18 protein-coding genes are annotated in these 24,815 nt (G+C 40.2%); 15 read left to right on the top strand and 3 right to left on the bottom strand.

Annotated elements, in window-relative coordinates; all coding sequences use genetic code 11:
- Window positions 1-119: 119 nt before the first annotated feature.
- The 3 genes from QF042_RS23660 to QF042_RS23650 all read right to left on the bottom strand — a co-directional run bounded on the left by QF042_RS23660 (window position 120) and on the right by QF042_RS23650 (window position 2,009).
- Window positions 120-896, bottom strand: a complete 777-nt coding sequence (locus QF042_RS23660) for a YgcG family protein (RefSeq protein WP_307532621.1) — start codon at window positions 894-896, stop codon at window positions 120-122.
- Window positions 897-899: 3 nt separating this feature from the next.
- On the bottom strand, window positions 900-1,343 hold the full coding sequence (locus QF042_RS23655; protein ID WP_307532620.1) for a TPM domain-containing protein: 444 nt from the start codon (window positions 1,341-1,343) through the stop codon (window positions 900-902).
- A gap of 84 nt (window positions 1,344-1,427) precedes the next feature.
- Window positions 1,428-2,009 (bottom strand): LemA family protein, encoded by a 582-nt coding sequence (locus QF042_RS23650; protein ID WP_307532619.1) that lies wholly within the window; start codon window positions 2,007-2,009, stop codon window positions 1,428-1,430.
- 385 nt (window positions 2,010-2,394) lie between these two features.
- Here QF042_RS23650 and QF042_RS23645 point away from each other — a divergent pair, with 385 nt between their 5' ends.
- From QF042_RS23645 to QF042_RS23575, 15 genes are all read left to right on the top strand, one after another.
- Window positions 2,395-3,132: a FadR/GntR family transcriptional regulator gene (locus QF042_RS23645; protein ID WP_307532618.1), complete on the top strand. Its 738-nt coding sequence runs from the start codon at window positions 2,395-2,397 to the stop codon at window positions 3,130-3,132.
- Window positions 3,133-3,201: 69 nt separating this feature from the next.
- Window positions 3,202-5,337 (top strand): heparinase II/III family protein, encoded by a 2,136-nt coding sequence (locus QF042_RS23640; RefSeq protein ID WP_307532617.1) that lies wholly within the window; start codon window positions 3,202-3,204, stop codon window positions 5,335-5,337.
- A gap of 2 nt (window positions 5,338-5,339) precedes the next feature.
- A complete protein-coding gene (locus QF042_RS23635; RefSeq protein ID WP_307532616.1) occupies window positions 5,340-5,675 on the top strand; it encodes a cupin domain-containing protein in 336 nt (111 codons plus the stop codon).
- A gap of 33 nt (window positions 5,676-5,708) precedes the next feature.
- Entirely contained in the window at window positions 5,709-6,587 is an 879-nt protein-coding gene (locus QF042_RS23630) for an alpha/beta hydrolase (RefSeq protein ID WP_307532615.1), read from the top strand.
- A 21-nt stretch (window positions 6,588-6,608) separates the two neighbouring features.
- Window positions 6,609-7,895 (top strand): MFS transporter, encoded by a 1,287-nt coding sequence (locus QF042_RS23625; RefSeq protein WP_307532614.1) that lies wholly within the window; start codon window positions 6,609-6,611, stop codon window positions 7,893-7,895.
- Between the two features lie 110 nt (window positions 7,896-8,005).
- On the top strand, window positions 8,006-8,662 hold the full coding sequence (locus QF042_RS23620; protein ID WP_307532613.1) for an SDR family NAD(P)-dependent oxidoreductase: 657 nt from the start codon (window positions 8,006-8,008) through the stop codon (window positions 8,660-8,662).
- A gap of 171 nt (window positions 8,663-8,833) precedes the next feature.
- On the top strand, window positions 8,834-11,878 hold the full coding sequence (locus tag QF042_RS23615) for a TonB-dependent receptor (RefSeq protein ID WP_307532612.1): 3,045 nt from the start codon (window positions 8,834-8,836) through the stop codon (window positions 11,876-11,878).
- A gap of 10 nt (window positions 11,879-11,888) precedes the next feature.
- Window positions 11,889-13,277: a RagB/SusD family nutrient uptake outer membrane protein gene (locus QF042_RS23610; RefSeq protein WP_307532611.1), complete on the top strand. Its 1,389-nt coding sequence runs from the start codon at window positions 11,889-11,891 to the stop codon at window positions 13,275-13,277.
- Between the two features lie 261 nt (window positions 13,278-13,538).
- On the top strand, window positions 13,539-16,742 hold the full coding sequence (locus tag QF042_RS23605; RefSeq protein ID WP_307532610.1) for a TonB-dependent receptor: 3,204 nt from the start codon (window positions 13,539-13,541) through the stop codon (window positions 16,740-16,742).
- A gap of 42 nt (window positions 16,743-16,784) precedes the next feature.
- Window positions 16,785-18,437: a RagB/SusD family nutrient uptake outer membrane protein gene (locus QF042_RS23600; protein WP_307532609.1), complete on the top strand. Its 1,653-nt coding sequence runs from the start codon at window positions 16,785-16,787 to the stop codon at window positions 18,435-18,437.
- Between the two features lie 14 nt (window positions 18,438-18,451).
- The gene (locus QF042_RS23595) at window positions 18,452-20,029 is read left to right on the top strand and encodes a hypothetical protein (protein WP_307532608.1); all 1,578 of its coding nucleotides are present in this window, start codon (window positions 18,452-18,454) and stop codon (window positions 20,027-20,029) included.
- 4 nt (window positions 20,030-20,033) lie between these two features.
- Entirely contained in the window at window positions 20,034-20,480 is a 447-nt protein-coding gene (locus QF042_RS23590) for a chondroitinase-B domain-containing protein (RefSeq protein WP_307532607.1), read from the top strand.
- Entirely contained in the window at window positions 20,467-22,362 is a 1,896-nt protein-coding gene (locus tag QF042_RS23585) for a polysaccharide lyase 6 family protein (protein WP_307532606.1), read from the top strand. The genes QF042_RS23590 and QF042_RS23585 overlap by 14 nt, the downstream gene beginning before the upstream one ends.
- Before the next feature lie 10 nt (window positions 22,363-22,372).
- On the top strand, window positions 22,373-23,134 hold the full coding sequence (locus QF042_RS23580; protein WP_307532605.1) for a polysaccharide lyase family 7 protein: 762 nt from the start codon (window positions 22,373-22,375) through the stop codon (window positions 23,132-23,134).
- Between the two features lie 116 nt (window positions 23,135-23,250).
- Window positions 23,251-24,792, top strand: coding sequence for an NAD(P)/FAD-dependent oxidoreductase (locus QF042_RS23575; RefSeq protein WP_307532604.1), 1,542 nt, complete (start codon window positions 23,251-23,253; stop codon window positions 24,790-24,792).
- Window positions 24,793-24,815 lie beyond the last annotated feature (23 nt).

Here is a 24,815-nt window from a genome sequence, read left to right as displayed (position 1 = left end):
TTTTAATCTGTTGGAAAGTTGTAACGTTCAAAAGGGAACAGATTCTAACTTATGGACTATGGACTATGGACTATGGACTATGGACTATGGACTATGGACTATGGACTATGGACTATGGACTACCAGCTCCCGCTGCTACCACCTCCTCCAAAGCTTCCTCCGCCAAAACCACCGAATCCACCGCCGCCTCCACCAGAAGAACCACCCCCCCAGCCACCACTGCTTCGGCCACCGCCACCGCTTCCAAAAAGCATAGCCCAGAACAAAGCGTTAGATGCACCCCGACCGCCAATTACTTCGCTACCGCCCCCGCCACCTTTCCTCATGATGATGATGATGACGATTACAATAATGATAATAATCACAATACTGCCACCTCCGCCACCTTTCTTTGAAGAAGCTTTTGGGCTATCATTTTTATATTCACCTCTGGTATATTTTATAATCGATGTAGTACCTTCATCTAAGCCGGCATAATAATTTCCTGCTCTAAAATTGGGTTTAATATCATTATCAATAATACGCTTGGCATAAATATCAGGCAGTGCGCCTTCTAAGCCATAACCTGTTTGAATAGAGATTTTTCGATCGCCAACGGCCACGACAATCATAATACCGTTGTTTTTGCTACTTTGGCCAACTCCCCATTTTCTGCCTAGTTCTACCGCATATTCGTTAATATCATAATCGCCGACTGATTTAAGTATCGCTATAGCAATCTGTGTTGATGACGAATCATTAAAAGTAACTAATTTAGTTTCCAGTTGGTGCTTTTGATCGGCTGATAACACATTAGCGTAATCATTAACCAATGTGCCTGGTTTTTCTGGGAAATCCTGTGCAAAGGCGAAAGTGAATAATAAACTCAATAACGAGAAAAGGAATATTTTCTTCATCGCTTATTTATGCTCTAGGTTATCCATAAAAACAATATCATTTGGCAATTCATTAATGTCGCCTTTTTGAGGCGGGAAGAACAAGGCTAGCTTTTCTCCAGCCAACGCTACGCCTGCAATAATACCATCGGCTAAATTGCCTTTTGCAAAGTGTGCAGTCATCGCTATTTTGGCTGTTTCCCAAAAATTTTCAGGTACTACCTGGTTAATACCTATATCGCCAATAATGGCAAATTTATGATCGGCATGCGCCAGGTATATCAGTACCCCATTTCTTTTGGCTGTTTTGTCCATATCCAGCTTGGTAAAATACTCAATAGCTTTTTCGTATGGATCGCCTGTGCAATGTTTGTCAATAGCAATCCTAATTTCTCCAGAAGTTGCTCTTTCTGCATCGGAGATCGCGGTTGCTATTTTTTCTTGTTCAATATCTGAAAATAACGACATGTGCTTATTTTTGTATGAAGTAAAAAGGGTAATAAATGCCTAGTTAATAAACATTCACTACCCTTATATATTGTGTTGAGAATATTAAAATTCTACTTTAGGGGCGTCTTTTGCAGTAGCATCGGCCTCAAAATATCCTTTAGGTTTAAAGCCGAACATACCAGCAGTTAAATTGGTAGGGAATGATCTGATTTTGCCATTGTACTGTTGTACTGCATCGTTAAAATCTTTACGGGCAACAGTGATCCTGTTCTCGGTACTTTCTAACTGTGCCGATAAATCACTGAATTGCTGAGTGGCTCTTAATTCAGGGTAATTTTCAGTAATCGATAATAATTTACCCAAAGCCTGACTCAATTGTCCCTGAGCGGCCTGGTATTTCTGGATGTTTTCTGGTGTCAATTCATCAGCCTTAACCGTCATCTGTGTTGCTTTTGCACGTGCTTCGGTTACGGCAGTTAAAGTACCCTGCTCAAATTTAGCCGCTCCTTTTACAGTAGCTACTAAGTTCGGAATTAGATCTGCTCTTCTTTGATACTGGGTTTGCACAGTTCCCCATTTCGATTTAACGTTCTCATCAAGTTTAACCATGCTGTTATATCCGCATGAACTTAAAGTGCTCACTGCAATAACTGCAGCTAAAATTCCAAATATTAATCTTTTCATTTTTATGGTTTTTGTCTTTTTAATAGAATTGATTTATGGTCAATTTACGAATTAGATATCAAATTGCATGCCTTGTTACAATATGAATGATTACATGACAGGTTGGCAAGGACAGATTCGATTGTAAATCAGGTTGTCGGCCTAAATTAAGTGTTCATAAACCGTTGCTATCAGTATCTGTTTCTAATGCAGGAGTGCTTTCGGTTGGGCGAAATTGTATCAATGGTAATACATAAGCGGCTAAAAGGAAGCTTATTGGTGTTGTTAGCCTGATCTTTGAAATTTATCTGTATCAACGCATTAAATCTTCCAAAAAATATTTGGCACTATAGAATGTCTTTTATATATTTGGTTAACCAATTAATTGGTTAACCAAATATATATTATGAAATCCTTTATCGAAACTATCAAATCGATCGAAGTTGAGTCGCCGGTAGATAAAATCATCGGCCAGCTAAAACAACTTATTTCTACCGGGCAGCTTATGCCAGGTGATAGGCTACCGCCAGAAAGAATGCTTGCCGAAAAATTTGGCGTAGGCAGAAGTTATGTAAGAGAGGCGATTTTAAAACTTGAATTTTATGGTCTGCTAAAAACCAATCCTCAAAGTGGTACCTATGTAGCAGGTATGGGGATTAAAATCATGGATAATTTAATCACCGATATCATCAAATTCAATAAGGATGACTTTAATGCTTTGTTAGAGGCGCGTTATTATCTCGAACTTGATGCAGTAAAACTAGCAGCTGAGCGAAGAACCGAAGAAGATCTGGTTAGCCTGAGAGAAGCCATAGAGGATTTTGAACAAAAGATAGACAGTGGGCAGGATGCTGTGGAAGAGGATATGCTTTTTCATATTAAAATTGCAAGGGCTTCTAAAAACTCTGTGATCGAATCGATGATCCTCATCATTATTCCCGATCTGATTAAAAATATTAACGAAAACAAACTTTGCGGAGAAAATCGCGGACTTCAGTCAAAAAAAGAGCATCGTGAAATTTTAAGGGCGATAGAAAACCAGGATATTGATGCGGCCGAAAATGCGGTTGCCGGACACCTTCATGATATGTATCAGATAAGTAAAGCAGGCTATTTAGCACAAAAAATCATTCAGAAACCATAAGATAAAAAAGAAATAATCTACAGGTCTTCAACGCTTAAGACTTGTTTTTCATCCATTATTATTCCCTATATGAACGACTTAAAAAAGTTAGTAATACTATCCTTTTGCCTGATTTTATCATGGTCTGCAGGTGCTCAACAGCATCCAAGCATCATGATTACGGGTAAAAATGTTGCGGCTATAAGAAAGGGGATTCAGGCTTATCCTGTATTGGCAAAATCTTATTCAAAAGTGAAGGATGATGCCGATCAGGCGTTAAAAGAGGGGATTTCTGTTCCGCTACCTGCTGATGGCGGCGGTGGATTTACACACGAACAGCACAAAAAGAACTATATCCATATCCTTAACTGTGGTATTGCCTACCAGATTTCGGGCGATAAGAAATATGCCGATTATATCAAAAACATACTCTTAAAATATGCAGCAAGTTACGAACAATGGCCATTGCATCCTAAACGAAAAGATGGTCATCAGGGGGGAAGAATATTCTGGCAAAGTTTAAATGATTTTGTTTGGCAGGTTTATACCATTCAGGGTTACGATTTAGCGTATAATGCCATCGATGCCAAAGACCGGGAAACCATTGAGGAGCATCTTTTTATGCCCATCCTTCAATTTTTTACACAAGATTGTAAAGAAACTTTTGATAAGATCCATAACCATGGCACCTGGGATATTGCTGCTGTAGGTATGACAGGCTATGTACTCCACTTGCCAAATTATGTGGAAATGGCCCTTAAGGGCTCTAATAAGGATGGTAAAACAGGTTACCTGGCACAAATTGATCAGCTGTTTTCTCCTGATGGATATTACACTGAAGGTCCGTATTACCAACGCTATGCACTTTTGCCTTTTATTATCCTTGCCAAAACAATCAACAACTACGATCCTCAGCGCCAGATTTTTAATTATAGAAATCAGTTGCTTTCTAAAGCTATTAATACCTCTTTGCAGCTCACTTATACCACCGGTAATTTCTTCCCGATTAATGATGCCATAAAAGACAAAACTTTTGAATCAGCAGAACTGGTGTACGGTGTAGATATTGCCTATGCCGATATTAAGGCACAGCCAGAACTGTTGGATATAGCGCAAAGACAAAATGAAGTAATCGTATCAGATGCAGGTTTAAAAATTGCGGAAGCGATAAAGGCCGGAAAAAATCAACCTTTTGTTTACCATACCGAATGGATTGGCGATGGGTTAGATGGTACAGAGGGAGGCTTGGGTATTTTAAGATCGGGCAGTAATAGCGATCAGCAATGTGTATTGATCAAGGCGGCTTCGCAAGGCATGGGGCATGGCCATTTCGATCGGTTGAACATGCTCTACTATGATCATAGCGTTGAAGTTTTTCCTGATTACGGTGCAGCCCGTTTTTTAAACATCGAAACAAAAAAGGGTGGCGACTATTTACCTGAGAACAAAACCTGGGCTAAACAGACCGTGGCACATAACACGCTGGTTGTGGATGAAACCTCGAATTTTAATTTAGATGCTGATCTGGCCCAAACTGCCCATCCTGAAAAAATCTTCTTTAAAAACGATGGAAAGATAAAGGCTGTTAGCGCTGCTGAAACAAAAGCTTATCCTGGCGTAAATATGAAACGTACCACTGCACTGGTTACGATTGATGGTTTGAATAAGCCCATATTAATTGATGTGTTTCAGGCATTATCCAGCCAAAATCACCAATATGATCTCCCTTTCTGGTATAACGGACAATTAGTAATATCATCTTTTAAAATTAACGGGATTAAAAACAACTTAAAAGCATTAGGTGATGATAATGGTTACCAACACATTTGGCTTAATGCAGAAGAAACTGTACCTGCAAAAGGTGGTTACATTGGTGTGCTGAACAATAAACGCTTTTATACCACACACTTTACCACAGGATCAGAATTAAAGGTTAAACTACTTTCTTTAGGTGCAAACGACCCTGATATGAGTTTGGTAGAAAGTAAAGCTTTTATGCTCTCTCAAAAACAGGCAAAAAATCAGGTGTTTTTTAGTATTACAGAATCGCATGGAAAAGTAGACCCAGTTAACGAAACCACTGTTGGTGCAAATAGCAGCATCAGCGATTTACAGATTATTAGCGCCAATGAACAACAGGTAGCATTATCATTTAAAGTAAAAAACAAAACTTATCAATATACCATCAACTATCAGGACAAGAATAACCAAATACAACTCAAATAAATATGATACAGAGCGAATTATTTCAGATAGAGGCAGAAACTGAATGGCAGGATTTAGGAAACGGCGTAGCGAGAAAAATTTACGGTTACGACGACCGGATTATGCTGGTAAAAGCCCGGTTTGATGCAAAAGCTGTTGGTGTCTTACATGAACATCACCATACACAGGTTACTTATGTTGATAGCGGCGTTTTTGAAATGACTATAGGCGAAAATAAAAAAATAATCAGAAAAGGTGATGGCTATTATGTACCGCCTCACGAAATACACGGATGCGTATGTATTGAACCCGGAATCTTAATCGATATTTTTACCCCACACCGCGAAGATTTTTTATAGATAATTATACAACTTATTGAAAATTAAATAGATATGAAATATTTATTCATGTTATGTGGATTGTTATGCCTTAACTTTTCTACAAAAGCACAAGAGGCAGAGCCTAAGCAAGTTCAATTTCCTGCAGGTTTTACAGCACAGCTAGATGTGGTTTATACCAGGGTAAACGATTGGGAAGGCAAGATGGACCTTTATTTACCCCCTGCAACAAAAGGGTTAACGCCCATTGTCATCAACATTCACGGAGGGGGATGGAATAAAGGAACCAAAGAATCACAAAGCGGATTTAGTGGCTTTTTTAAACGCGGTTATGCTGTGGCCAATATCGAATATCGTTTAACCGGTGCCGCAACTGCACCAGCTGCTGTTGAGGATACCCGGTGTGCTTTAATATACCTCATCAAAAACGCAGCAAAACTGAATATAGATGTAAACAAGATTGTGATCATGGGCGGTTCGGCAGGTGGACATTTAGCCTTGATGGGTGGATATATGGAAAATAACCATCTTTTCGATACCAACTGTGGCGGCACTGAAAATATTAAAGTTGCAGCCATAATCGATAAATATGGCATTACCGATGTTTGGGATTGGGGCTATGGTGTACATAAAACAAGTAAATCGGCAACCAGCTGGTTGGGCGATAAAGCAAAAGATCAGGATTTTGCAAAATCTGTTTCTCCCTTATTCCAGGCGAAAAAAACAAGTCCGCCAACATTTATTGTACATGGTGATGCCGACCCGACAGTACCCTACGAACAATCTGTAGCGCTAAAAGCAAAATTAGATCAGCTGGGGGTGAAGAATGAGTTTATTACCGTTAAAGGTGGTTTACACGGAAAATTTACCAAAGAAGATAACGATGCGGTAAATGTGAAGATAATGGAGTTTTTAAAGGGTTTGGGATTATAAGCAGGTCAGAAATTAAGCGCAATGAAGATTAAAGGATTAAGGTGGTATATCATCGCATTGATTGCACTGGCAACAGTGATCAATTACATTGATAGGAGTGCCATTAATATTATGTGGCCATACATTTATAAAGATTTTGGCATTGCTGACTTGGACAATAAAAGTGCATTGGCACTGATTACCACTTTTTTTATGATCGCTTATGCACTTGGGCAAACCTTTACAGGAAAACTGATGGATGCAGTGGGCACCCGTTTGGGCATGACTTTATCGATTTTAGCCTGGAGCGTATCTATTGCACTGCACTCGTTTGCAAGGTCTTTGGCCTCGTTTAATATTTTCAGGTTTCTATTAGGCTTTAGTGAAGCGGGAAACTGGCCAGGTGCTACAAAAAGTAATGCAGAGTGGTTTCCTGCAAAAGAAAGGGCAATTGCCCAGGGGATTTTTGGTGCAGGCGCATCAATGGGCTCAGTAATTTCTGCGCCGATTATTGCCTTGTTGTATATCGCCTTTGGCTGGAAAATGACCTTTGTTCTGATTGCCATTTTGGGCCTAATCTGGATTATCCCATGGTGGATCATTAATAAAGCTACTCCCGATAAACATAGCTGGATCACACAGGAAGAAAGGGATTTTATAGCCGATAAATCATCTGGTAGAGAAAATATAGCTGATACTGCGCCTGTATTAACCTGGAAAGAACTTTTAAAGTTCAGAAATACCTGGGGCATCATTATGAGCAGGTTTTTTATCGATCCGGTTTGGTGGCTGTTTGTAACCTGGCTTCCTACTTTTTTAAAAGAACAGTTTATGTTCGATATTAAACAAATCGGATCATTTACCTGGGTACCCTATCTTTTTGCTGCAATTGGCGGTTTATTGGGCGGCTATTATTCATCGTGGAGAATTAAAAATGGTGCGACTGCTGTTAATGCCCGGAAAAATGCGATTGCAGTAGGCTGTGCCATTATGCTGCTTGCTTTGGTTGGCATCGTTTATTTTCTGGGCACTTTAAAGGAAAATCCGGGTTTAGCGATGGGATTAATAGGGGCTACCTTATTTGGCTTTCAGTTTCTGATCGGTAATATCCAAACCTTACCCAGTGATTATTTTAATGGTAAAAACGTAGGTACAGTTGCCGGCATGGGCGGAACAGCAGCTGTTGCCGGAACGCTTTTAACCACATGGGCAGTACCCATTATTACCAAAACAAGTTATGTATCCTTTTTTGTACTCGCCGCAGTGCTGGTACCAATTACCTGGATCTGTATAAAATACATTACCTCAAAAAAAACATTTACATCGTAACCAATTACATTTATGCGTTTAAAAAACAAAGTTGCCATCGTAACGGGTGGTTCTAGAGACATCGGCAGAGAGCCGTTTCCTGCCAACTGGCAGCACAAGGTGCAAAGGTGGTGGTCAACTACTACGGAAATATACAAAATGCAGAAGAAACACTTCAGCTGATCCAGGATGCTGGGGGTGAAGGTATCATCTTTAAGGCCGACGTAACCAAAGCCGCTGATGTTGAAAAATTAATAGCAGCCACACAAAGTGCATTTGGATCTGAAATCAATATTCTAGTCAACGTTGCCGGTGGCATGGTTGCCCGTAAACTTACAGCAGAACTTGACGAAGCATTCTGGGATCAGGTAATGGATCTGAATCTTAAAAGCGTATTTCTCGTTTCGAAAGCCACCATACCTCACATGCCTTCTGGCTCATCGATTGTAAATCTCTCTTCATTGGCGGGGCGCGATGGGGGTGGCCCGGGTGCCAGTGCCTATGCTACGGCAAAAGGCGGGATTATGACTTATACCAGGGCTTTGGCAAAAGAAGTTGGCCCTAAAAATATCAGGGTAAATGCGGTTTTACCAGGAATGATTGCGACCACTTTTCACGATACTTTCAGTAAGCCCGAAGTAAGGGTAAATGTGGCCAATGCCACTTTGCTAAAACGCGAGGGTGAGGCCAAAGAAGTGGCAGACCTGATCGTTTACCTGGCCTCTGACGAATCGAGTTATATCACCGGAACCAACATTGATATTAATGGAGGATTAAATTTCTCATAAGTATACCAGCTGTATTAAATGATAGGTTGACCAGGTTCTTACCAAAAAGCCAATCTGTTGTTTAATACAGCTCAAGCAAAATACCTCAGTTACAACCGCTGGGCTGCTACCGTAAATCTTGTATTTACCAAGTGCAAAAGATAACCTAACCAAATATAAACCAATACGATTATGAAAACGAAATTTTACTTTAGAGGCATATTGCTCTTAGTATTTTCCATTTTCCTGTTGAATCCTGTTTTTTCGCAAACTAAGCTAACCATTCAAGGCTTTGTAAAAGACGATAAGGGTGGTGTATTGCCAGGAGCATCTGTAACTGTTCAAGGTAGTAAGCAGGGAACTGTAACTGATGATAAAGGTGCTTTTTCGCTAACAATAGAAACAGGAAGCACTATTTTAATCAATTATCTGGGTTACCAATCTAAAACTTATGCGGTAACCAGGAGCGAAACCGTTACCATCAATCTTACTGCGCAAGAAAACACCATGAATACGGTTGTAGTAATCGGTTACGGAACCCAAAAGAAATCTTCTGTTACAGGTTCGGTAGCGAAACTGGTGAATGATAACCTGAACCAAATTCCGGTTTCGCGGGCAGACCAGGCACTTGCCGGAAAACTGGCTGGTGTACAGATCCAAACTACAGATGCCACTGCCGGTGCAGCTCCAGTAATTAAAATCCGCGGTGCAGCATCTATTACGGCTGGTACAAATCCCTTAATTGTTATAGATGGCTATCCGGTACCAACCGATTTATCGGCCGTAGATATGAACAATGTAGAAAGTATCGAGGTATTAAAAGATGCAGCTTCGGCTGCAATATATGGCTCCAGAGGGGCAAACGGCGTTATTTTAATTACAACCAAATCGGGTAAAAACGGTAAAACGGTTTTCGGTTTCAATACTTCGGTGGGTGTTAAAGATGTTTATAGAAGGTTAGAATTTCCAACATTATCGGAGTGGGCAGATCACGTAAAATCGGTTAACAATGGAAATCTTTCAGCCGAAATTATTGCGGCACAAAAATTTGATGTGCCGCTCGATCCTCAGGATATCGTTTTCAGGCAGGGTGCTTTTCAAAACGTACAAACTAACCTCAGCGGTGGAAGCAATACGGTAAAATATTATGTTTCGGGCGAAGCTTTGTTTGATAAGGGGGTAATTGCAACCAACGATTATAAAAGATATGGTTTGCAGGCCAATATTGATATTACCCCGAACAAAAAATGGAAAATCGGACTGAGTATTACACCATCTTATACGGTACAAAATGCACCAGTTTATAAAGTGCACGATTTGTTGAGGGCTTTTGCTACGTGGCTGCCACTATATGCAACTGAAAGCATTTCGCAGGCAACAGGATTGCCTGTTGGAAGCATGGTAAACCAAAGGGCGTTCGATCCTGCTACAAACACGAAGTACAAGGGCATTAATTTATCGGCCACAGCCAATAATAACGGTTACGCCAATTTATATGGTATTGACAATACAACCTACACTATAAAAACACTTGGTAATGCAAATGTCCAGTATAATTTTAGCGATGCCCTATCTTTAAAAATATCTGGAGGCGCCTTTATCAGCAATTCCAGAAATGAGTTTTTTCAAAAATCCTGGGCCACAAGAGATCCGGTTTTACAGGGTGCAGCAGTCGCACAGGCATCAACAAAAGGTACTTTGGCAAATACCCAAACAATTGATCTCTTGAATGAGAATATATTGAGCTATAACAAAAGTTTTAATAAACACGATCTGAATGTAATTGCTGGTTTTACCGCACAGAAAACACAGCTGACCAATAGCAGTTCAACAGCAACTAATTTTGCCACCGATAATATTCCGACGCTAAATGCAGGTACGTTAAGCGCTTTAACTTCTACCGAAGAACGCAGTGCACTGGCATCGGTACTGTTCAGGGCTAATTACGCCTATGACAATAAATACCTGCTATCTATCGGTTCGCGATGGGATGGCAGCTCGAGGTTTGGTGATCAGAACAGATGGGGCTATTTCCCTTCAGCATCTATTGGCTGGCGGATTAACAGAGAAGATTTTTACCCAGAAAATGCCTTTGTAAACGACCTCAAATTAAGGGCAAGTTATGGGGCAACCGGAAATAACAACATCGGTAATTACAGGGCCTTTGCCAATGTAAGCTCAGTGGGTGCCGTTTTGGGCGATGCGACCAGTTTAGGATTTAACTCTAGTTTTTATGATAACCCTGATTTAGGCTGGGAACGGAGCTTCAGTTTTAATGCAGGTGTAGACATGGCCTTTTTAAAAAACAGGTTTACCCTTACGGTAGATGCCTATAGCTCTTCGACCAAGGATTTACTTTTTTACCTGCCTATTAACACCATAACCGGGAGTAATGGTATTTGGACAAATATTGGAGAGGTGCAAAACCAGGGTTTAGAATTCGAACTGAGTGCTAAAATTATCGATAGCGAGAACCTAAAATGGAGCTTAAGTGCAAATGGTGCGACCAATAAAAATACCGTAAAAGCTCTGGGAAACAGCGATTTTATTATCGGAATCGGCGACCCTAAAAGGTTAAATTATTTCCTCACCCAGGTTGGGCAGCCCCTGGTTCAGTTTTATGGTTATGAATATGATAGTGATATAGAGGTGGCTGGTAATTATTGGCCTACCAATGTGCACTCCGACCGGATTATCGCGCGTGATATTAATGGCGATGGCGTGGTAAATGAACAAGACCGTGTGGTACTTGGACAGCCGACACCAAAATTTACCTGGGGACTAACGAGTAATCTGAAGTATAAAAATTTCGATCTCAGTTTTGTCATCCAGGGCTCAGAAGGTGCCAGTGTATTTAATGCCGATCCAAATTACTACGAAACACAGTTTTCGGCTACAGGAACTTCAGCTTATTTAAATCTATCTCCTGCTTTACAGGCCAGAACCAAATACAAAACAGAAAGCAGATATTCTATTGAAGATGCCTCTTTTATTGCGCTTCGGAACTTAAATGTAGGCTACACCATTAAAGCTAAATGGTTAAAAGCCATCAAAGCAAGCAATTTTAGGATCTATGCCTCGGCAGCCAACCTCTGGTACAAATTTGCGAAAGGTTACTCAAGCTACAATCCTGAAGGGGTAAATGAATATACCGAAGATCCGCTTAAAAATGGTTATCAGAGAGGGTCCGCTCCAATCACCAGAAACATCACATTTGGTATTAATGCTAACTTTTAAAACTTAAGCAATGAAACGTAAAATATGTATAGCAGCCTTAATCTTGTTGAATTTTACAGGTTGTAAAAAGTTTTTAGATGAGAAACCAATCTCCAACTTAATAGAGCAAACCTACTATGAAAATACCGAACAGGTAGAAACTGGTGTGATTGCCTGTTATGATGGTTTGCAGAAAGTATACGATATCGAGTTTAAACTTACCGAAATCAGAGCAGACAATACCTCCGGTGTTTCTTTGGAAGGCGATTGGGGTGCCATAAAATTCTTTCGGGATGCACCTTCCAATTTCTTTTTGCTCGACTACTGGCAACGCGCCTATAATACGATTGCTCGTTGCAATTTGGTGTTGAAATACATTAATAACGTAAGCGATCCTGTAAAAAAACGAAACTTCGAAGGCGAAGCTAAATTTATCCGATCATTGATGTACTTCAATTTAGTGCGGTTGTATGGCGATGTACCCTTACTCACAGAATCCATCAAATTTGATGATTTTGAAAAATTTAAAAGAATCAGTAAAGCGGAGATTTACACACAGATCAAAAAAGATCTTTTAACCTCGGTAGATTATTGCCCGGCATCATGGCCTACAGCGCAAGTGGCTAGGGTAACTAAAGGAGCATCGCAGGCCTTATTGGCAAATGTATACCTTACTTTAAAAGAATACGAAAATGCAAAATTACAGTTAATACCGTTATTGGGTACAAATTTTAAGGGTGGTACCTATGCACTTAATCCATCTTATGCGGCAATATTTAGCATTACCAGCGAAATGAGCAAAGAGATCTTATTTGCCGTGCGTTATAAAGCGAGTGCAAATGGAGAGGGCAATTCATTCTCCTACGAATATTCCAATAATGGCGATGCCAGAAACGTGAAAGCATCTGCTCCTTATCAAACCCTTTTCGAAACAAGCGATGTAAGAAAAGCAACTACATTTAATGCGGCGAATGGCCTGTGTACCAAATTTCTTGATGCAACAGCTCCACAAAGAGATGCAGGTAATGATTTTCCGGTAATTAGGTTTGCAGATGTACTTTTAATGTATGCAGAGGCATCGAACGAACTGTTAGCCGCTCCAAATAACGATGTGCTTGGTCCATTAAATGAAGTTAGAGCAAGGGCTGTTGCCAGTCAGTATATCACATTGAATACCAAAGAAGCAGCAAGGGAAGCCATTTTTAAGGAAAGAAAATTAGAATTTGGTTTCGAAAACTCAAGGTGGTACGATCTGGTGAGGATGGATCAGGCAAATACAATATCCACACTCAATGGCTACTTAACGGCAACAGGGAATCCAAATATTACCGTTCCGGCGTTTCGATTGATTTTTCCTATCCCACAAAGCGAAATAGATTTGAGCAAAGGGAATTTAAAGCAGAACCCAGGATATAATTAAGCTAGCTACATTAATCAGGAATGAATGATGAGGCCGTATCATAAATCGCAGTCAATTTAGATTTCTCATGTTGAGCTTCCCGATGAATCGGGACCAGTAGTCGAAATGCTTTGCAGGACATTTAAATAAATCCTTCGACAGGCTCAGGATGGCAATATATTTAAGATATAGCCTCACAAAACAATTAACTAAGGCGGTAGCTGGCCTTAGCTAATTTATGATTTACCAGTTGCACAGAAACTAACCAATTAATAAACCAATATGAAACAATTTTATTTGCAGCTGGTTGTGCTGGCAATATTATCATGTTTTCTGTTCCTAAATCAGGTAAGTGCTCAAAGCAAAGTTAAGGTGCAAGGAGTAGTTAAAAATACCGAAGGGGTAACCATGCCAGGTGCAACAGTGAAAGTGAAAGATGGAACACAGGGTGTAACCACAAATACCAAAGGCGAATTTTCAATTAATGTAGAAACCGGGAAAACACTGATTTTTAATTTTATTGGCTATCAGCCCCATGCACATCCGGTAAGCAAGAACGAAACCATCACCATTACACTTACCGAACTTAAAAACAACATGGACGATGTGGTGGTAATCGGTTATGGCGTACAGAAAAAATCGCATGTAACCGGCGCAGTAAGCAGGTTAAAAAACGATAACCTGGATGAGATCCCAACATCGAGATTGGATAATGCGCTGATTGGAAAACTTGCTGGCCTAACCATCCAGAATATCACATCAGAAGCAGGTTCAGACCCTACTCTGCGTGTGCGTGGCTCCACTTCTTTAAGTGCTAATGCCGATCCATTAGTGGTGGTAGATGGGCAACCCATTGCCGATGGTATGGCTTTTATTAACAGTTACGATGTAGAATCAATAGATGTTTTAAAAGATGCAGCTTCGGCCGCTATTTACGGCTCACGTGGAGCCAATGGCGTAATTTTAATTACCACCAAAAAAGGTGTTGCCGATAAGCCAAAGTACACATTCAAAACATTTTACGGTATAAAAGAAGCCTACGAGCTTCATCCTTTAATGACTACTTCTGAATATACCAGTCTGTTATTTGAGGAAGCTGCGCAAAGGATGACCGACCCAAGTGTTACCACCGGATTTAATAAAATAACCGACCTGGAAAGGACCTCCTATGTGATCGAAAATCAGATTAGCGGTACAGCTACCAATTGGCAACAGGAGGGTTTACGTAATGCTGCAATTTACAACGTACAACTTGGTGTTTCGGGAGGGAGCAAAAACCTGAGGTATTATATCTCCGGCAACATGCAGCAAGATCAAGGTGTAATGAAATACAGCGAAAACAATAAAGGTAATATCAGGGTAAAGATTGATGCCAATCTCTCGCCAAAACTTGCGTTGAGTGTAAATTTAAACCCTACCTATACCAAAACCCAGAAACCGGCAAATACCTATATCGATTATTACCGTTGGTATTCTTCTTTGCCAGTTTATCATACGGCATTTACAGCTGCTTTTGTCGATCAGACACCGCAATGGTCGAACATTCGCTCTGGCGATTATGTGCAGGCAAGGCATTTTGCAAGTTTAAATTATGCAGGTTTTATGCCTGATGGATCTTACTGGGCGAGTTCGGGAGCTTTAAATCCTTTTTCTACCAGTAACAACACCCCGGTTTCCATTGCATCGAGAGAAACACGCTTCTCGGAGGTGTACCGTGTGCAGGGTGGGGCAGATTTATCGTATACTTTCAGCAAAGGCTTAATTTTTAAATCTTCTTTAAGCGGTTATTACAGCGATTTGCAAAGTAACGTGCTTACGCAAAGCAATGCACGTAAAGATGGCGATGTAAATTCTGGTACCATTTACAACTCAAAAAATGTAGATGTGCTCTGGGAAAACACCTTAAATTATATCCACAGCATTGGTAAGCACAATTTTACAGGTTTATTGGGTTATACCATGCAAAAAACCACCCAGGAAATTTCGAACATGGTAGGATTAAATTCGCCAACTGATGATTTTACCACACTGGCCCAGGCTGCGCAGATTGATCAGGGGCAGACCTATACGGCAAAAGTTGGACCTGTTGGATTAATCTCCTACCTCGGTCGTATCAATTACGATTATAACGGAAAGTATCTTTTTTCGGCGAGTTTACGTACCGATGGAAGTTCTAAATTTAGTACGGGTAATAAATATGGCTGGTTCCCGGCAGTATCTGCCGGTTGGGTAATCAGCAGCGAAAAATTTATGGAAGGCAGCAAAAACTGGCTAAGCGGACTTAAGCTCAGGGCCAGTTATGGCGAAACGGGAAATAACCGGATTGCCGATTTCTCTTTCGAAGATTTACTCTACAAGGCAAATTATTCTTTTGGCGAAGGAACAGGAAATGTAAATGCAGGGCAGGCACCTAATGGAGCGGTAATAGCAGGGCGCAACATTACCTGGGAAACCAATAGATCGGCAAATTTAGGTTTAGATATCAGTTTGCTTAAAAACCGTATCATCCTTGGTGTAGAATATTATTACTCTACTACCAAAGACCTTTTATTGCAACAGGGGACAGAATCTTTTACAGGATCTGATTCGTATTGGAACAATAACGGAACCGTAAGAAATAAAGGAATAGAGATAGAGCTCAGTTCTACCAATATCAATAATAAAGCTTTCAGATGGAATACCTCCCTTAATTTTGCCGCTAACAGAAATAAATTAATTAAGCTAGGCGGCGAGCCCTATCAATACAATTATGGTGTAAGGAATGAAATTTATGCATCAATTGTTGGCGGTCCCGCGGTACAGTTTTTCGGCTATCAAACAGATGGCGTTTGGCTCTCGCAGGCAGATATTACAGCCAGCGGGCAAACAGGTTCTATCTTATCGAATTATTTAACACCGGGCAGCCTTAAAATCGTCGATCAGAATGGCGATCATGTAATCGATGAAAAAGACCGCACCGGTATCGGAAGCCCGTACCCTGATTTTACCTGGGGCATCACCAACACTTTCCGTTATAAAAATTTCGATTTAAGCATTTTACTTCAGGGGTCTCAAGGCGGAGATTTAATTAATGGAGATGTTTATTACAACGAAACCCGGAGATATGATAAAGCTTTTACCGATAACAGATGGGTGAGTGAGGCTTTCCCTGGCGATGGCAAAACACCTTATTATGGTATTGGTACCTATGCCGATGTAATGCTTACCGATTTTGTTGTCGAAGATGCTTCTTATGCCTATCTGCGCAACGTAATATTGGGTTATACTTTTAAACCAGCCTTTTTAAAGAAAGTGAAAGTGAACAGTCTGCGCATTTTCAGCTCTGCAGATAACGTTTATTTTATTACTGGCAAATCATACCGGGGCATTAATCCCGAAGCCAGAATCACAAGTGGCAATTACAGCTCTCCATTAGTTTCGGGTTACCAGAGCGGAGGCTTCCCCGTTAATAGAACGTTCACATTCGGTATCGATTTAAATTTTTAATGTATGAATGTCTTTCAAAAGTTAACCAGAAAATATAACCATATGATAACAACAGTTATTTTAATCAATAATATATGGTATCATAAAATTAAACACCAACCAGGGCATAAACTTTGTTATTTGTTTGCTGCGGTTTTTTTAACAGGGCTCGTATCCTGCAAGAAACTCATCGACGTTGAACCTCAGTCTAACGTTACCGTAAACAACTATTATCGAAATTATACTGAAGTAAATTCGGCACTTAATGGTTGTTATAACGGTTTGCAGGAGCCATTAAACTACGAATGGATGCTTACCGAATTGCGGAGCGATAATGTGGTGCAACATGCGCCCACAAGTGCATCGAGCATTAACGACGATTTTAATGATCTGAACCTTTACACGCTGAGTGCGCAGAACCCTCAGATTTACAATTACTATTTAAGCGTTTACAAAAACATCCGCAACATTAACTATGTGCTTAAAAGTTTAGGCGTAAGTTATAACAATGGCCAGTTAATTTATAGCGAAGCAACTGCAAAGGTAACAGCGGCTCAAAAAACACAGTTGATCGGGCAGGCTTTATACCTACGTGCGTACCATTACTTTAATCTGGTAAGGTTATTTGGTGGTATGTTTATCCTTACCGAACCCGTAATTCCGTCGGAGGCGAAACAGATTAACCGCTCTTCGGTACCCGCCACCTACCAGCTCATTTTAGCAGATCTTTTGGGCGCAAAAAACCAGTTCAGCAGAACTGCCTATGGAGCTATTGCCTCAGCCGAGCTTGGCCGTGCCAATGTTTGGGCCACCGAGGGTCTGCTGGCCAAAGTATATTTAACACTCAATCAGAAAACGGAGGCACTTGCCCTGTTAAACGATATAATCACCAACAGTGGTTATGGTTTGGAAAGTACTTATTCAAGAGTATTCAGCATTAACAACGAAATGAATAAAGAAATTCTTTTTGCAGTGCGTTATAAAGCTGGACTGGTTGGCCTTGGCAACCCCATGGCAAATTTTTATGCGCCATCAGGAAGTGGCGATGCCATAGTTCCAGGCGATGGGAGCTGGTACAACTGCCCTTCGCAGGTTGATCTGATCAGTGCTTTTAAAACACCTTCTGGAAACAATGCGATAGATAGTAGGAAAACAGTAAACATTGCTTCTTACGGTACAACATCAACCCCGTTTTACAACAACAAATTTATTTCTGCCGAACTGTATAAAAGTGATGCTGAAAATGATTTTCCCGTTTTACGTTATGCCGATATTTTATTGATGAAGGCAGAGGCTACGGGTTTTGATGGTGCTACAGGAACTGCTGTAACCATCATCAACCAGATCAGGCAACGTGCCGGAGCAGTAAATTATGTTAGTGGAACATTTAATACCGGTTTCTATTTGTATCCGGCTTCTGGTACCGGGGCAATTAGCGATGCCACATCTTTTCAAACCGCTTTGTTAAACGAGCGTCGGTTAGAGCTGGCTTTCGAAAATCAGCGTTTCTTCGATCTGGTGCGGAACAATGTGCTTGTTGCCACCATCAAAAATCACTATGTGCTTGATTATGCGCTTTTCTATACCAAATATAAAAGAGGTACGGCTGATGCATTGGGTGCAAATGTTACTGAGCAGAAAATGCTTTTACCCATCCCTCAGCGGGAAATTGATGTAAATAATGAGATCGTAATTCCACAGAATCCTGGTTATTAATGTATAAAAATTAAATGATGAGAACGTTATTAAAACCCATATGCTATTTTTTTGCAATAATTACCGTGTTAACATCCTGCAAAAAAAACGAGATTGAAAATGTAGGTACTTTTAGCGCCAAAGATTATACTTTCAACAGGGCAACCAAAACCTTTAGTACCCATACAGATGTAACGGCGAATATTACTTTGAGTGGAGGCATCCGTTATATATACTCTTATCTGGTAAGAAGTAATGCTACCGATTCGCTTATTTCGGTGGCCTCACCAAACAATGCATCAACCTATAGTTTAATCATCCCTACGGCTTCATTTCCGTTAAACAACATGAGCAAAGCCCTTGGCGTTAAAATATTAGCCAAACAGGATGATAACAGTACAATTGAAGGTTTTGTTAAAATCACTTACTTTGATCCCGCTTTCCCACAGTTAAAAGATTTACCGGCAAAAATCACAGCTGATCTGAATGGTGGCAAAACAGCGATAACAGCGAACATTAGCTCCGATTATGGATTGGCTCAGGTAGATATTTTCGACGATTACCAAACCGAAAGTACCTATGTATTGGTGAACAGCATTACAGGCTTAAATGCGGTAAAACAATATGCCTTAAATTATGCCTACACCTATCGCAGGGCATCTCAGCATATTAAAGTGGTGGCTAAGGATATTTACAACCAAACTACCGAACAGATTATCGCCATGCCGGTTGATGTTACTTTGTTCAAACCAAAATTTGTGGGTTTCCCAACCAATATTACGCCAAATTTAAGTGCTGTTACCACGGTATCAGGAAATATTACATCCGTAACCGGGCTTAAACGAATCGATATTTATGATGATTATCAGGGTGCTTTTTCACTCATATCGAGCCTTTCAAATTTAAACTCGAGCTTAAATTATAACCTGAGTTATAATTATACCTATCGTAAACGGGCAGCCAATTTAAAAATTGTTGGGGTAGATCTTGATGATGTACAGTCAGAATTAACCCTGCCGCTTAATGTAAATTATGCCAGTACGCTGTACCGTGATGTGGTAATGAATGCACAAACGACTGCTACTAACACCATTTTCTTTTCTGAAACCGGGACTACTTTGGGTAATTGCAATTTAAATGCAAGCGAGGCAACTATGGCCTTTTTATTTTATGGCACCAGTACAGGACCAGCATTTTACAGTCCAACAAATACTGGAAGTGTGGCAACAAACTTTAAGTGTAATGGCACATCGTGGACAATTGCCAACGCCGGCGCATTAAGGGCTACAAGATTCAGGGTTTTAGTACCAGGCGCTTCCGCAGGTATAGATAATGTGTATGCACAGTTTAACGCCAATAATATTGATGCCATAGATGATAATTTCTTTTTAACAATGAACAACATTGCGGCACCAGCAAGCAGCTCTTCGAGGTTTGATGCTACTGCTGCGGCAACTACAGGCATATTTAATACCACAACGGCTTACCTTATTTATGCCCGAATTCCGGATGTTGGTGCCAGCACCTACAAAAATGCATTGATCAGGGTAAAAGAAGCAACTTCTACTGCAGGTACATCAACCATCAAGTTTGATATTTATGTTCAAAAATAATGTTATGAGATTGGTTATTTTATTACTTCTTTCCTGCTTCAGTGTAAATGCCTTTGCACAGCTGGTAAAAGATAAAAGGGAACTCGAACAGTCACTTTCGAAAGCAAAGCCTGGCGACGTGATTACCATAGCCAACGGTGTTTGGAAAGATGTTACCTTAAAATTAAGTGCACAAGGGACAGCCCAAAAACCAATCAGGATAAAGGCGCAAACCCCAGGAGGCGTAATTATAAGTGGTGCATCAAACCTAAAAATCTCTGGCAATTACCTGGAAATATCAGGACTGCATTTTAAAGATGGATACAGTCCTGAAGGTGATCTTATTGTTTTTAAAACAGGTACCAATGCACTGGCCAATCACTGCAGGATAACCGATTTTGTAATAGAGGATTTTTCTCAGGCCGATCGTTTTAAGACTGATAATTGGATTGTGCTTTGTGGGCAAACATAACCGTATTGATCACTGTACCATCGGCAATAAAATGAATGCCGGGCCAACCCTGATTGTAGAGCTCAATGACGAAAGAAGTCAGGAAAACTACCACAGCATAGACCATAATTATTTTAACGGGCGGCAGCGGCTAGGCTCAAATGGAGGCGAAACCATGCGCATTGGCGTTTCACGTTATTCTTTAACGGCCTCGCGTACGATGATTAAGGATAATTATTTCGAGCATTGTAATGGAGAAGTGGAAATTGTTTCCATCAAATCCGGCGAAAACGAAGTGAGCAGCAATACCTTTTACGAATGCGAAGGAAGTGTAGTATTACGCCATGGCAGTAAAAATGTAGTAAACGGGAATCTTTTTTTAGGCAACGGCAAATCCTTTACTGGCGGGGTAAGAATCATTAATCCGGGGCATAAAGTTTTTGACAATGTTTTTAAAGATTTAAAAGGTTCTGCTTTCAGAGCAGCACTGGCGGTAATGAACGGTGTACCCAATTCAGCCATAAACCGTTATTATCAGGTAAAAGATGCCACCATTTACCACAATACCTTTATTGATTGCGATCATATCGATTTCGGAACAGGTAAAGATGCCGAACGTACTTTAGCTCCAGAAAATGTTCAGTTTAAACACAATTTAGTAGTTACAACAGCAGATGCTGTTTATACTGATTATAACCGGCAAGCAGGTTTGGTTTTTAGCGGCAATGCCGTAAGCACTACAAATAAATTAAATCCTCCACAAGGATTTGAATCTGTAAAAGTTAAAAATAAAACCATTAATGGAATCGGTATACCAATAAGTAATAAAACTTTTGGCATAGCGCAAACCGAAATTAAATGGGCCGAAAAGAAAAATGCAGGCGCTTCCTGGTTTAAGCCAAATGCTGCAGCTAGAACCTTAAAAAATAGAAAAGTAAGCATAAAACCTGCCGACGCAGAAAGCATCAACCAATTGTTGGCCGGACTTCAAAATGGCGATACCATCTTATTTAGCCAATCAGGCAATTATAAAGTTAAAGAAGAAATCATCATTAAAAAAGAATTGGTGCTAATGGCAGCGAAGGGGCTAAAGGAAAAACCTGTCCTTGTAAATGCAGCAACAGATCCTTTAGCTGCTTTTATTACGATAGAAAATGGAGGTAAACTATGGGTTGATGGTCTTGCCTTTTCAGGTACTTTCGAAAGTTTTGGCGATGTGCAGGCGGGCATTAAAAGTACCACTAAACCAATGAATAAACATTATAACCTTAATATATCCAACTGCCGGTTTTATAACTTTAGCGAAAGCACATTTAGTGCCATTAAAGCCACTAAAAGTACCTTTGCCGATAGCATCATCATCAAAAACACACTTTTCGATAATATTTCGGGAACAGCAATCGATTTTTCTGCAGAAAAGGAAGATAAAGGCATTTATAATGCAGAGCATATGCTGATCGAAAATTGCGTATTCAGCAATATTTTAGGTAGTGCAATTAATTTATACCGTGGCGGAAACGATGAAAGTACCCTGGGCCCGTTTCTAACCATCAATCAATGTAGTTTTAATAATGTAGATAACCGCGAGAAAGGTGCGGCAGTACGTTTAATCGGCGTACAGCGTGCAACTATTTTTAACAGTATATTTTATAAATCTGGTCAGGGCGGGAGCAGCATTAAATTTGAAGAATACCTTGCTGATGACCTGAATGTAAATTATTGCAATTTTTATCAATCCGGAAAAGTAAGTTCTACTTACGGTAAAGTAATGGGGAAACAAATCTATAACATCGATCCTGATTTTGCCCATGCTTCAGTAAATGATTTTACGATGAAAACCAATGATACAATAAAAAATAATACCCGAAATAAAAATTATCTGGGCGCCAACCTTAATCGCTAATCTTTAAGCAATGAAAATAAAATCGATATTCATTTTCCTGATCCTATTCTTTATTAATGGTTTTTCCTGGGCGCAAAAGGTCAAAAGTAATGAAACTGTTCCCGGCGAGGTATTGAATTTAGAAAACTGGAAACTTACGCTGCCGGTAAATACAGCGCACAATGGCAATCCCGACGAAATTAAGCAGCCCGAACTTAATCACTACAGTGATCAGAATTATTTCTTTCTGAATAAAAATAAAGATGCAGTAAGTTTTAAGGCTACGGTAGGTGGAGAAACGACTAGTGGTTCTAATTTTTCCCGATCAGAATTAAGGGAAATGCTCAATGATGGTAAAACGCCAGCTGCCTGGTCATCATCAGAAGGAAAACACAGCTTAACGATCGATCAGCGTGTGGTGCATCTTCCGGAAGTGAGAAAGCATATCGTAATCGGACAAATTCATGATGCCGATAAATATGTAATCTTTTTTCGGTTAGAAGGTTCAAAGCTATTGATATCGGCCAATGGGGCTGATCGGGTTACTTTAGATGCAAATTATATTTTAGGTACCAGGTTTACCGTTAAATTTGTAGTGGCCAACAATAAAACGGCCTGTTATTATAATGATGAATTAAAATATACTTTCGAAGGAAGTTACAGTAATGCTTATTTCAAAGCCGGTGCGTATGTGCAATCTTCTTGCAAAGGCAATAAAAAAGTAGAAGGAGAATCTTGTGATGCCTACGGAGAAGTTGAAATTTTCAACCTGCAGGTAAAACACGAAAACTGATTAAGAAATGGGTAATAAGGGCTGATGGTGAATTTCAATGCACTAGTTTAGCAGATGCTGTAAATCTTTTTCAGATGTTTATCTTTGTAGCGTTCGGGATAAAAACCCGACATGATATGCAAAAAGACATCGAAATTACACTGCTCCCGCATGAGGTAGAGCAAACAGAGGTGATTAATCAGAAGCTGGCTGAAACCTTAAAATTACCCGAATCAAGAATTAAGGGCTATGAAATCCTGAAGCGATCGATAGATGCCCGCTCGAGAAAAGTGATCTTCCGGCTTCAGGTAAAAGTGTTTGTGGATGAAGAAGCCATTCCCGAAGTATACACTATTAACTATAAAAATGTAAGCAATGCTAAACCTGTAATTATTATTGGTGCTGGCCCGGCTGGGTTATTCGCAGCCTTACAATGTATCGAAAATGGACTAAAGCCCATTATAATAGAACGTGGTAAAGATGTAAAGCAACGCCGGAGAGATTTGGCCGCCATAAATAAGCAGGGTTTAGTGAATACCGAATCTAATTATTGTTATGGCGAAGGCGGCGCAGGAACCTATTCGGATGGTAAACTGTATACCCGATCCAATAAACGGGGCGATATTAATAAGGTGCTCCAGGTTTTTGTAAATCATGGTGCAGAAGCTGATATTGCTATCGATGCCCGTCCACATATTGGCACGAATAAACTTCCACATATTATCACTTCCATTAAAGATACGATCCTAAATGCCGGGGGCGAAGTGATGTTCGATAGCCGAATGACTGATATTTTAATCGAATTTGGAAAAGTAAAAGGAATTGAGATCAATTTCGAAGAAAAATTGTTCGCAGATGATATTATCTTGGCAACAGGTCATTCCGCAAGAGATGTGTACGAATTATTGAACAGTAAAAATATCCTGATTGAGGCAAAACCATTTGCCTTGGGCGTGCGGATTGAGCATCCTCAGGAAATTATTGATTCAGCCCAGTATCATTGCGATATCAGATCGGAGTTTTTACCTCCCGCGTACTACAGTTTGGTGGAACAGGTGGGTACTCGTGGGGTGTTTTCTTTTTGCATGTGCCCCGGAGGTATTATTGCGCCTTGTTCCACTGGCGAAAATGAAATCGTGGTAAATGGTTGGTCGCCTTCTAAGCGAAATAATCCTTATGCTAATTCTGGGACAGTGGTTCAGGTTACCTTAAATGATGTTCAGGGCTACGATCCATTGAGGATGTTACATTTCCAGTCGGAAATTGAAAAAGCTGCCTTTGAGGCCGGAGGCGGTAACTTAGTAGCGCCTGCACAGCGGATGGTTGATTTTGTGAACAATAAATTGTCCATTGATCTGCCAAAGAACTCTTATCTGCCTGGTACCAAAAGTTCGATGCTGGATAATATTTTACCCGATTTTGTATCAGATAGTTTGCGCGCAGCATTACCTTTATTTGGTAAAAAAATCAGAGGTTATTATACTAATGAAGCCATTTTGGTTGGGGTAGAGAGCAGAACTTCCTCTCCGGTCAGAATTCCGAGAGATAAAGAGACTTATCAACATCCTCAGGTAAAGGGTTTGTATCCTTGCGCAGAAGGTGCGGGTTATGCGGGTGGAATTGTATCGGCCGCAATAGATGGAATTAACTGTGCAAATGCAATATTAAAGGCGTCTTAACAAACTTTATATTGCCCAAATTG

Source organism: Pedobacter sp. W3I1 (assembly GCF_030816015.1).
Classification (GTDB): domain Bacteria; phylum Bacteroidota; class Bacteroidia; order Sphingobacteriales; family Sphingobacteriaceae; genus Pedobacter.
This window is presented reverse-complemented; position numbering and strand designations above follow the sequence as displayed.